Annotated in this window: 11 protein-coding genes; 4 read left to right on the forward strand and 7 right to left on the reverse strand. The window is 65.0% G+C overall.

Features of this window, described 5'->3' with window-relative positions; all coding sequences use genetic code 11:
- Position 1: 1 nt before the first annotated feature.
- From CFE35_RS10650 to CFE35_RS10675, 6 genes are all read right to left on the reverse strand, one after another.
- A complete protein-coding gene (locus CFE35_RS10650; protein WP_292930574.1) occupies positions 2-1,321 on the reverse strand; it encodes an NAD(P)/FAD-dependent oxidoreductase in 1,320 nt (439 codons plus the stop codon).
- An 87-nt stretch (positions 1,322-1,408) separates the two neighbouring features.
- Complete coding sequence (locus CFE35_RS10655) at positions 1,409-2,569, reverse strand: alpha/beta fold hydrolase (protein WP_292930575.1); 1,161 nt, start codon at positions 2,567-2,569, stop codon at positions 1,409-1,411.
- 3 nt (positions 2,570-2,572) lie between these two features.
- Complete coding sequence (locus tag CFE35_RS10660) at positions 2,573-3,475, reverse strand: VOC family protein (protein WP_292930576.1); 903 nt, start codon at positions 3,473-3,475, stop codon at positions 2,573-2,575.
- Complete coding sequence (locus CFE35_RS10665) at positions 3,472-4,719, reverse strand: amidohydrolase family protein (protein WP_292930577.1); 1,248 nt, start codon at positions 4,717-4,719, stop codon at positions 3,472-3,474. The genes CFE35_RS10660 and CFE35_RS10665 overlap by 4 nt, the downstream gene beginning before the upstream one ends.
- Complete coding sequence (locus CFE35_RS10670; protein WP_292930578.1) at positions 4,716-5,144, reverse strand: heme-binding protein; 429 nt, start codon at positions 5,142-5,144, stop codon at positions 4,716-4,718. The genes CFE35_RS10665 and CFE35_RS10670 overlap by 4 nt, the downstream gene beginning before the upstream one ends.
- Before the next feature lie 86 nt (positions 5,145-5,230).
- Positions 5,231-6,154, reverse strand: coding sequence for a LysR family transcriptional regulator (locus tag CFE35_RS10675; protein WP_292930579.1), 924 nt, complete (start codon positions 6,152-6,154; stop codon positions 5,231-5,233).
- 131 nt (positions 6,155-6,285) lie between these two features.
- On the opposite strand from CFE35_RS10675, the gene CFE35_RS10680 reads away from it, so the two are divergent.
- From CFE35_RS10680 to CFE35_RS10695, 4 genes are read left to right on the forward strand one after another with little or no spacing between them, the layout of a single operon-like run.
- The gene (locus tag CFE35_RS10680) at positions 6,286-7,620 is read left to right on the forward strand and encodes a family 1 glycosylhydrolase (protein WP_292930580.1); all 1,335 of its coding nucleotides are present in this window, start codon (positions 6,286-6,288) and stop codon (positions 7,618-7,620) included.
- Positions 7,621-7,623: 3 nt separating this feature from the next.
- The gene (locus tag CFE35_RS10685; RefSeq protein ID WP_292930581.1) at positions 7,624-8,493 is read left to right on the forward strand and encodes an alpha/beta hydrolase; all 870 of its coding nucleotides are present in this window, start codon (positions 7,624-7,626) and stop codon (positions 8,491-8,493) included.
- Positions 8,490-9,605 (forward strand): ThuA domain-containing protein, encoded by a 1,116-nt coding sequence (locus tag CFE35_RS10690; protein ID WP_292930582.1) that lies wholly within the window; start codon positions 8,490-8,492, stop codon positions 9,603-9,605. The genes CFE35_RS10685 and CFE35_RS10690 overlap by 4 nt, the downstream gene beginning before the upstream one ends.
- Positions 9,598-10,740, forward strand: a complete 1,143-nt coding sequence (locus CFE35_RS10695; RefSeq protein ID WP_292930583.1) for an FAD-dependent monooxygenase — start codon at positions 9,598-9,600, stop codon at positions 10,738-10,740. Before CFE35_RS10690 ends, CFE35_RS10695 begins: the two co-directional genes overlap by 8 nt.
- Positions 10,741-10,761: 21 nt before the next feature.
- Here CFE35_RS10695 and CFE35_RS10700 read toward each other — a convergent pair whose 3' ends face one another.
- Positions 10,762-11,430 carry a TetR/AcrR family transcriptional regulator gene (locus CFE35_RS10700; protein WP_292930584.1) on the reverse strand — a complete coding sequence of 223 codons (669 nt, stop codon included), beginning with the start codon at positions 11,428-11,430 and terminating at the stop codon, positions 10,762-10,764.
- Between the last annotated feature and the right edge of the window lie 44 nt (positions 11,431-11,474).

Here is an 11,474-nt window from a genome sequence, read left to right on the forward strand (position 1 = left end):
CTCAGTGCAGCTTCAGCCTTGGCCGCACGATCTGGTTCACATGCCCGATTACGATCAGCATGATCCCGCGCCACCAGCCGTGGATGGCAATCAGGTGCATCCGGTAGAGCGACCTGTAGACCATCCGCGCGATCCGCCCTTCGACGAACATGCGCCCGCCGACGAGGTTGCCCATCAGGCTACCCACGGTCGAAAACCGGCTCAGCGACACCAGCGAGCCATGGTCGCTGTAGGCAAAGTCCTTGAGCGGCTGCCCGGCCTGCGCGCGGACGAGATTGGTGAAGATCAGGCTCGCCATCTGGTGCGCGGACTGCGCGCGCGGCGGCACCGGGCGTTCCTTGCCCGGCAGCAGGCATGAAGCGCAATCGCCCAGTGCATAGATCCGCTCGTCGGTCTCGCTTTGCAGCGTCGGGCGCACGACGATCTGGTTGCCGCGCGTGAGCGCCAGATCGCTCATGGTCTTGATTTCCTCCGCGCCCTTCACCCCTGCGGCCCAGACGATGAGGTCCGCATCGATCACCTTTCCGTCGCCAGTATGGACCGCGCGGTCCTCCAGCTTAACCACTTGCGTGCGCTCCAGCACCCGCACGCCCAGCTTCTCCAGCTCCTCGCGCGCCGTCCTGGCCAGTGCCTCATCGAGCGCGGGCAGGATACGCGGCCCCGCCTCGATCAGCGAAACTTCCAGCTTGGTCTCGTCGAAAACTTCCAGCCCGTAGTGCCGCAGCGCGCCTGCCGCGTTGTAAAGCTCCGCCGCCAGTTCCACGCCCGTCGCCCCGCCACCGACGATGCTGACGCGCACCCGCGCATCGGGATTGCCGGTGTGGTGCGCGTGGTTGGTACGCAGGCAGGCGTTGAGTAGCTTCTGGCGGAACTTGTCCGCCTGCGGCCGATCTTCCAGAAACATCGCGTGTTCGCGCACGCCCGGCACGCCGAAATCGTTGGAAATCCCGCCGATGGCCATCACCAGATAATCATAACGCACGGTGTGCCGCCCGATCACTTCCTCGCCGCGCTCATCCAGCAGCGGCGCGGTGGTGATCGTGCGGTGCTCGCGGTCGATGCTTTCGATGCTGCCCTGAAAGAACCGGTAGCCCCAGCGCACCGCGTGGCCGCCATAACCCACTTCATCGAGATTGGCATCGAGCGAGCCTGCCGCCACTTCGTGCAGCAGCGGCTTCCAGATATGCGTCAGGTTGCGGTCGATCAGGATGATGTCGTGCTTCTTGCGCCCATACTTGGCACCCAGCTTGCGCACGAGTTCAAGCCCGCCCGCGCCGCCGCCCACGACAACGATCTGCGTCTTCTGATCCGGCACGCGCATTTCCCCCCGCGCACGCAAGATGGCGCAGCAAGGTTAATGCCAGAAACAGGCCGGAAATAGCAGCCTGTCCCTAGGGGAATGCGCCGCTCAGGCCTTGGTGCGGCCTCCCAGCGTGTCGGCGAACCAGTCGGCAATGTAATCATTGCCAAAACTCATGTTGTCTGCCCCCACATGCTCCACCCCGCCTTCGCGTGCGGTGAAGATTTTCAGTTCCCGGCGCGGCGAATTGACCAGCTGCGCATAGCTCTGGTGCGCATAGTCCACGCTGATTTGCCGGTCCGTCGCGCCGTGCGTCACCAGAAACGGCACCTTGATCCGGTCGAGATGACCATTAAGGTTCATGTCGTTGCTCTTGGCGAGGAAGTCCGCGTGGTCCTTCGCGCCGAACACCCAGTAGACGTGGCCCCAGTAGTGCGGCACCGGGTTCTCGCCCTCGCGCGCCATGCGCTTGTCCTGCACTTCGCGCCAATTGTGGTTCGCGCCCCAGGCCGCGCCGCTGGCAAAGCGCGGCTCATAAGCAACCGCGCGCGGCGCAAAGTGGCCGCCCAGCGAAATCCCGGTCATGCCGATGCGCTTGGGATCGACGTCCGGCTGCGTTTCCAGCCAATCCACCCACTTCGAAGCCCACTGTTCGGAGTACGGCGTCGCATTAAGGCCTTGCAGCCGCAGCGCCTCGCCGGTGCCCGGCTGATCGACGCACAGCGTATGAATGCCGCGCTGCGCCAGCGCCTCGGGAAAGCCGCCCAGCCACAGCATTTCCTTCATGCTGTCGAGCCCGTTGCAATAGACCACGCACGGCGCTGGCCCTTCGACATTGGCGCGGTGGAACAGGCCGACGATGGGCTTGCCCTCATACGGGATTTCCACGCGCGTCAGCGGATCGCCTGCAAACTTCGTCCCGCGCTGGAAGCTGTCGAGCGCCTTGGCATAGGTCTGCTCGCGCCCGGCCGATCCATGCGCCTGCATGCGCTCGCCGGTCAGGTAGTAGATCGTCGCGCGCTTGAGCTTCGCGCCTGCCGAAAACTCGCGTCCCAGCGCAAGGTCTTCTTCTGCAAGGCCAACCAGCTTGTCCGCCATCTTGACCCATTCGGCCATGAAATCGGCGGTGCCCGCGTCCGCGCCGCTCTGCGCTTTGGCGAGCAGCGGCTCGATCATGTCGACGATCTCGCCGATCCGCCCGCCGTTTTCCATCGCGATGGCGACCGAGAGGTTCCAGATGTAATTGGGGAAAGGCTGAAACAACGCCATGGATCAGACCCCCGCCGGCTGGAACAGCGCCGCATCGGGCGCGGGGTGCGGCATGGTCTGCGGGCCGCCGACGCCGGTGCCCCACTGGTCCATGATCTCGGGCGCGGGCGCGATCACTTGCGCCTGATGGTTCTCGAAATCGACCTTTTCGAGTTCGGCGGTGTATTCCACCGCGAAGCCTGCGGGCGTGGTGAAATAGCTGAACGTGTTGTTCCCCGCCGTATGACGGCCCGGGCCCCAGCGGATATCGATCTTCTGCCGCTTGAGCCGCGCAACCCCGCGCATCATCTCGTCCACATTGGCCATGTCGTAGGCCACGTGGTTGAGGCAGGGCGGCCCCGGCAGGAACGCAAGGCGGTGGTGCGCTTCGTTGCAGCGCAGGAACACCATGAAATCACCCAGCCAGTCGCTCACCTTGAAGCCCAGCACATCGGTGAAGAACGCCAGTTCCTCATGGTGGCGGGGCGAATGCATCACGATATGGCTGATCCGCTCGGGGATCGCCTCGCGCACCGCGATTTGGCGTGCCGTGCCGCGCGCAACCCCGGCCGAAATCTCGTAAGGCAAGCCGTCCTTCGAGAAGAAGCGGAAGCCATAACCGCCGCCGAACTGCGCCAGCTCCTTCGGCTCCCACACGATCTGGCAGCCATAATCGCGCACTTTGGCATAAAGCGCATCGACATCGGCGGGCGTATCGGCGGCCAGCGCGATCACATCGACCCGCTGCACGGCATCTTGCCGCAGCCGCACGACATAGAGCTCGTCGTGCCCCTCGGCGGCAAAGTATACCATGCCATCCGCGTCCTTCACTTCCTTCAGCTTCCAGCTGTCAGCATAGAAGGCGCGCTCGGCGGCCAAGTCGGTGACGGCATAGCCAACATAGCGGATTTCGGTGACGCGGCTCATGCGGAGGCCCTTCCAGTGTCGCAAAGTGGTTTGAAGAATTGCCCGCCCTTCATGATGGCGGCAAGATTGTGTTTGTCCTGCAGAATGCGGACATCGGCGGTGGGGTCGCCCTCCACCAGCAGCAGATCGGCCAGATAGCCCGCCTTCACCTGCCCGACATCCCAGCCGACCAGTTCACCGCCCTGCTTCGTGGCAGCAACCAGCGCTTCGGTCGGCGAAAAACCGAACAGATTGACGAAGTGCTCCAGATCGCGCGCGTTGCGGCCGTGCGGGTTATAGGGGAAGCCGTAGTCGCCCCCCGGCAGCACGCGAATGCCGCGCTTGCGCATCTCGGGTATCACCTGCTGGCCGAGTTCGATGCCTTTGAGCGCGCCGAGTTCGGCCGCTTCCTTCGGCCCGATACCGAAATCCTGCGCTTCATAGGCCCGCGCCCAGAGCAGCCCGACCGCAGGGGCGGTAAAGGTCTGCTCCTTCTTCGCCTCGAACAGATCGAGCGCTTCCTCATCGGCATAGGTGCAATGATAGATCGCGCGGAAACCGGCGCGCAGTGCGCGCTTCACTGCCTCTGCGCCTTGCGCGTGGCACGCCAGCCAGATCCCCGCCTCGCAAGCTGCTGCGCCGATGGCCTGCGCTTCCTCTTCGGAATACATCAGCGTCTGCGAGCCGCCCGGCTGGAAGGCCTCATCGCTCGACATCAGGAACTTGATCGTGTCGCAGCCATCGGCCTTCTTCTGCGCGATATAGTCACGCAAGTGCGGAATATCGCGCTGGTGCGTCGGATCATGCCCCGCAGGCACGCCCAGCACGCCTTCCGCGCCCTTTTCCAGCGCCGAGGCGCGCAGGCGCGGGCCGGGCATGAACCCCGCGTCGATCATGTCACGCAAGGCAGGCTCGATCCGCTCGCCGAGCGATCCCGCAGAATAGACGCTGGTGAAACCGGCCTCCAGCGTGATCCGCGCGTTCTGCGCCGTGACAAGCACGTGCTGCTCGATGGGCAGCGGCTTCATCGTGTTGATCATGCGCTCGGTGGAGGTCGGCCAGGTGAGGTGGCCATGCGCCTCGACCATGCCGGGCATGAGGGTGCGCCCCTTGCCTTCGACCACGACCACGCCGTCACGCGGCAGGCGTTCATCGCCGCGCGCCACGGCCTCGATCCGATCTCCGCGCACCAGCACTTCGCCCGGAAACAGCGCGGCGCCGCTGCCGTCGAACACGCGCACATCGGTGAACAGCGTGCCGCTCATGCGCCGGTGTCCGCCACGAGGCCCGTCGCCGCAATCCCCGCCAGCGCGCAAAGCTCGTCGTTGTCCGATGTATCGCCCGTCACGCCCACCGCGCCCAGCAGGTTGCCCTCGCCATCACGGATCAGCACGCCGCCCGGCACCGGCAGCATCCCATTGGGAAACGCCGCTTGCAGGCCATTGAAGAACATCGGCATCGCCGCCGCGCGCTTGGCCAGTTCGCGCCCGCCAAAGCCCATGCCAAGGCAGCCCGCTGCCTTGCCCATCGCGATTTCCGGCCGGTAGATCGACGCGCTCTCGTCGCGCAGCATGGCAAGCACATGGCCGCCGCGATCGAGCACCACGCAGGCCAGCGGCGCAAAGCCCAGCCGCCGCCCTTCGGCCAGCGTTTCCATCGTAATCGTGAGCGCGTGCGCTAGTGTCAGCATGATCCTGCCTCTCTCCCGAGGCACTTCTGCGGTGTGCCAATCAATCTGTAAAAATGATTGTTTGGATCATACAGCACAAACATGATTTATACTTTGGCCAGTTCGCCCCGCCGCGCAATCGCCTCGATCCGCCCGCGCAGCCAGGTCAGCCCGGCATCGTCCTTGCGCCCCGGATGATAGCTCAGCATCTGCTTCATCGCCGGAATCTCGAACGGCATTGGCGCACTCACAATGGCAAAGCGGCCCATCAATTGCGCCGCCAACCGCGAATGCATCACCGATAGCCGATGGGTGCCCTCGATCAGCCACGGCACCGCGGTAAAGATCGCCACGGTCGCTTCGATCGTGCGGTTTCGTCCCATCAGCTCCAGCGTTCGGTCGGCATAAGACAGCGTCTTGCCCCCGCCCAGCAGCACCGCAATGTGCCCCGCATCAAAGAACGCTTCCTCGGTCAGCGTCCCATCGGCAATCGCCGGGTTTCCCGTCCAGCCGACCACGACTTGCGGCTCCTGATACAGGACATACGACAAGTGATTGCCGCCGATCACATATTCCGGCGTGATCGTGATATCGATCTTGCCTTCCTCAAGCTCCTGCACCGTGCCCGGTTGCGGCAGGTCACAATCGACGCGGATGCCCGGCGCGTCCTGCGCCAATTCGGCCACCAGCGGCACGATCAGGGATGCGAAGACATAGTCCGACGTCACCACCCGGAAACTGCGCTGCGACACGCGCGGATCGAAATGGGGCGAGCGCGAAAGCATGGTCTCCAGCCCCAGCAGGCTCTCGCGCACTTGCGGCATCAGTTCATCGGCAAAGGGCGTGGGATGCATGCGCTTGCCCTGCAATTGCAGCAGCTCATCACCGAAATACTCGCGCAACCGCGCCAGCGCGGCGCTCATCGCGGGCTGGCTCAGGTTCAGCCGCTCGGCCGAACGGCTGACGCTGCGCGTTGCCATGAGCGCATCGAACGCCACGAGAAGGTTGAGATCGAGACCCTTGAAGCGCATCCTGCCCCTCCGCAAACGGCGACCTATGCGCCGATGTATCAGTCAAGCTTATGCGATTTCATGCATCATGACAATTTTACTTGATTGATGATTTCGCCCAGACGAACATCAAACATAGGGGAGACGATGACATGGCAATCGACCGGCGCACGTTCGTGGCCGCCACGGCAGCAGGCTTGGCGTTGGGCGCAGCCCCGCGCGCCGCAGCCAAGGCAGTGAAGGCCGCCGCCGCGCCGCAGCCCTTCCCTTCCAACTTCATCTGGGGCGCGGCCACCGCAGGCCATCAGGTAGAGGGCAACAACGTCAATGCCGATTGCTGGCTGCTGGAAAACATCAAGCCCAGCGCCTTCGTCGAACGGTCGGGCGATGCGGCCAACAGCTTCGAGCTCTGGCGCACCGATCTCGATCTCGCGAAGAACCTCGGCCTCAATGCCTATCGCTTCAGCCTCGAATGGGCGCGGATCGAGCCGGAGCCGGGCCAGTTCTCGATTGCCATGCTCGATCATTACAAGGCGATGATCGAGGGCGCGCGCGCGGTGGGCCTGAAGCCCATCGTCACGTTCAATCACTTCACCACGCCGATCTGGTTCGCTGCGCGGGGCGGCTGGATGAACGACGAGGCCCCCCAGCTTTTCGCCCGCTTCTGCGACAAGGCCGCGCGCCATCTCGCCGCCGGGATCGACCACGCGACCACGCTCAACGAACCCAATCTGGCGGGCGTTCTCCAGTATATCCTGCCCCCGTTCCTGCTCGATCAGGACAAGGCCATGGTCGAGGCAGCGGCGAAGAAACTCGGCGTGCCGCTGTTCCTTGCCGGCAACGCGCTCTACCAGCCCGATCGCGCCAAAGTGCAGGCCAACCTTCAGGCCGGCCACACCCAGGGCAAGGCCGCGATCAAGGCAGTGCGCGGCGATCTCCCGGTCGGCGTGAGCCTTGCCATGATCGACGATCAGGAAGCGACACGCGGCTCGGTGCGCGATGCCATGCGCGAGAAATTCTACAATTCGTGGCTGCGCCTCGCCCAGGCCGACGATTTCCTCGGCGTCCAGAACTATGAACGCGCGCTGTGGGGCAAGACGGGCAAGCTCCCCGCTCCCGCCGATGGCCGCCGCAACTATATTGGTGCCGAAGTCTATCCCGCCTCGCTCGCGGGCGCGGTGCGCTATGCCCACGAGGTCAGCAAAGTGCCGATCATGGTCACCGAACACGGTGTGGGCACCGAAGACGATACCACGCGCGCCTGGTTCATCCCCGAAGCGCTCGATCACTTGCGCGCCGCAATTGCCGATGGCGTGCCGGTCAAGGGCTACCTCCACTGGTCGCTGATCGACAATTTCGAATGGGTCTTCGGCTACAAGCCGAAGTTCGGCCTCCACAGCTTCGACCGCGAGACGTTCGCACGCACGCCCAAGCCGAGCGCGCTGGTCTACCGCGACTACATCAAGAGCCACACGGCAGGAGCCTGAGCCATGCGCAAGACCATCGCCTTCCTGATCGCGCTGCTCGGCCTCACCGCCGCCCCAGCCATGGCCCAGCCCGCCGGTTTCACTGCGGAAACCGTTCCAGCGGTGCGCGGCGAAGAGATCGTCCTCAATGCCGTGCCCACCGGCGGTGAAACCTGGACCCGCGTGTTCGGGCAGGTCTGGGCGCGCAATGTCCAGCGCTCCACGCTCTATGTGATCCGCCCGATGAACGGCCGCGCCAACGGCAAGTCGGTGATCGTCGTGCCCGGCGGCGGCTACATGTTCGTCTCGATCGACAGCGAAGGCTTCCGCGTGGCCGACCGGCTCGCCGCGCAAGGTTACACCGCCTTCGTCCTCAAGTACCGGGTGAACCCCACCCCGCCGACCGCCGAAGGCTTCATGGCCGAGATGGCCGCGAAGTTCGGGCAGCTCGGCAAGGGCGAACTGCCTGATCTGCCGCCTGCGGTCGATGATCTGGCCTCAGCCATCACGGCCGTGAAAGCGCACGCGGCGGAATGGAAGCTCGATCCGACGCAGATCGGCGCGATTGGCTTTTCCGCCGGATCGCGCACGCTGATCCGCCTGATCGAGCAGAAGCCCGAAGCAGCGCTGCTGCACCACGTCGGCCTGATCTACCCGCCGATGACCCAGACCGTGACGGGCGGTCCGCGTCCGCCCCTGTTCCTCGCCATTGCCGCAGGCGATCCGCTGTTCAAGCAAGGCGGCCTCAAGCTCGTCGACAACTGGCTGAAGGAAAGCAACACGGTCGAATTCCACCTCTACATCGGCGGTGAACACGGCTTCGGCATGATGCCCAAGGGCACCACCAGTGATCGCTGGATCGACCAGTATATCGATTGGCTGGCGGTCCAGTGAGCGCGGTCAGAGCATTCGCCGCCGCCTTGCTGCTATCGGTAGGCACACCGGCGCTGGCTGGTGAGCCGGTGCGCGATTGTCCGCTGGCGACCACGCCGCTCGGGGTAGATTCGCCGCTGTCCGATGCGCTCATGCATCCCGATGGACCGGCCACGCTTGCTTCGCTCGCGCCCGATCTCGTGTCTGGCTTCACCCGCAATTTCGGCGGCATGGATCTGCCGCCGGGCTTTGCCAATATCCTGAGCGTGGCATCGCTGCTCGAAGTGCGCCCCGATGGCGCAGCGCTGAAGGCCCCGCTGGCGGCTAAGCTCGCCGCGCTGCCGATCACCGATGCGTTCACTGTGGCCCGCTGCGCGCGCTACGATCATGATCGCCCCGCCCTGCCTCCGCCAGATGGCCGTCCGCAGGTTCTCGTGTTCGAGAAGATCAACGGCTTCCGCGATAACCCTTCAGTCGATTCCGCCCGCAAGCGCCTCTCCGCCATCGCCGAGGCGCGCGGCTGGCAGATCGTGTTCACGGATCGCGGCGGCGTGATGAACGCGGATGACCTTGCCCGCTTCGCCGTCGTCGTGTGGAACAATGTCAGCGGGGATGCCCTCACCACGCCCCAGCGCGCGGCCTTCAAGGCCTATATGGAGCACGGCGGCGGTTATGCCGGCATCCACGGCGCGGGCGGCGATCCGGTGTGGTTCTGGGACTGGTATGCCGACACCCTGCTGGGCGCGCGCTTCACCGGCCACCCCGGCCGCCCGCAATTCCAGACCGCCACGGTCAGCACCACCGATCCCGATAACGCCATCAGCGCGGGCGGTGCCAAGGCCTTCCCCTTGCTCGAAGAATGGTATTCGTTCGACCGCAATCCGGTAAACGGCGGCGCAGTTGCCGTCGCCACCATCGACGAGCGCGAATACCAGCAGATCGGCTATCGCGGCGAAAGCCTTGCTATGGGCTATCACCCGATTGCCTGGCGCAAAGGGATCGGTGCGGGCCGCATGTTCTACACCGCCATCGGCCACCGGCCGGAAAACTATGACGAGCCGCACGCAGCGGCGCTACTGGCCGAAGGCATCGCCTGGGCCATGGGACAGAAGGAAGCCAAGCCACATGACTGATCACGCGCCCATCACGGCGATCAACACCGCCCTCATCGTCGGCGGCGGCATCGGCGGCATGGCGGCGGCCATCGATCTGGCTGCGCGCGGCGTGGCGGTCACGCTGATCGATCTCGATCCCGAATGGCGCGTCTATGGCGCGGGGATCAGCATCACCGGCCCGACCTTGCGCGCGTACAAGCGGCTCGGCATGGTCGAGGACATCGCGCGCGAAGGGGCGATTGTCGCGGGCTCCAGCATGTTCCTGTTCAACGGCATGCACATGCGCGATTTCGATGAACCGCCCATCGAGGAAGGCCTGCCCGCCACCGGCGGCATCATGCGCCCGGTGCTCCACCACCTGATGCAGCAGCGCATTGCCGCCGCTGGCATCCCGGTCCGCCTCGGCGTTACAGTGGATACACTGGCCAACCGCGATGGCGGAGTGGACGTCACCTTCTCCGATGGCACCTCGGGCCGCTTCGATCTGGTGATCGGGGCCGACAGCGTTCGCTCACGCGTGCGCGATCTCGCCTTCCCGCACATGGGTGAGGCCGTGCGCACCGGCCAGGGCTGCTGGCGCGTCTCGATGAAGAAGCCGCCCACGCTGGAGCGCGGCGAGATGTTCTTCGGCCACCGCTACATGGTGGGCATCACCCGCTGCGGCGAAGACCGTATCTACCTCTGGCTCCTCACCCCGCACGAAGACAGCGAGGAGCGTCTCGAAGGCGAAGCGCTGGTCGCCCAGATGAAGGCCCACCTCGCCGATTTCGGCGGCAACGCCGGCTGGGTGCGCGATAGCATGACCGCCGAGGACTGGGTGAACTACCGCCCGCTCGCCGCCATGATCCAGCCGCGCCCGTGGTCCGATGGCCGCATCGTGCTGCTGGGCGATGCCGTCCACGCCACCACCCCGCACCTCGCCTCGGGCGCGGGCATCGCGGTGGAAAGCGCGCTGGTGCTGGGCGAGGAACTGGCGCGGGCCGCCACCGCCGAAGCCGCGCTCACGGCCTATGAGGAACGCCGCTACGAACGCTGCCGCGATGTGGTGGAAACCAGCGTTTCCATCGGCGCGGCGCAGCTGGCGGGCCGTCCGGGCGAGGAAATCGGCGGGATCATGGGCGCCGCGCTGCACCGGCTGGCGAAGCCGTTCTGAAACGAACGGCCCACACCGACCTCAATCCGCGTGGCGCAGATAGGCGAGCGCCATCTTGGAAATCTCGTCCTTGATGAAGCCCCAGAGGTAGGGGTCGCTCGATTCCGGTGTAGAACCCAGCCCGAACTGGCGCGCAATCGTGGCGAACACGATCTGGAACACCGCCAGTGCCTTGGCTTCGGGATCGGCCGATTTGATCTCGTCGCGGAAAGTGAGGATCGCGGCGATCGACAGCTCGGACGAGCGCCGCGCAGTTTCCTTGCCCGGCTCGGACACCGCCGGATCAACTTCGGCGCGCGCCATGATCGTGCGCAGGATCGGCGCATGTTGCTCAAGAAAGGCGCTATAGCGCGCGATGTAGAGCGGCAGGAAGGCCCCAAGGCTGTCCGTCTCGGCCAGCACATTGTCGATCATCACCCGTTCCTTGGCGAGGATCGTCTGCAATTCCTCCGCGATCACCGCGTGCAGCAGCCGGTCCTTGCTTTCAAAGCGCAAGTAGATCGATCCGATCGAAACCTGCCCGCGTTCGCTCACGTCCTGCAGGGTGAAGCTGTCGCCCCCCGTCTCGATCATCAGCGCCTTGGTCGCCTCCAGCATGCGTTCGAACGAGGCGAGACTGCGCCCCTGACGCGGCTTGCGACTGAGAGCCTGGAGCGCGAGCGCTTCGGTGTGGTGCGTGGCAGTTGACATTGGCTCGATAGACCCTACTAAAACAGGAACGTCAATTCTAATTT

The organism is Novosphingobium sp. PASSN1 (assembly GCF_002278815.1).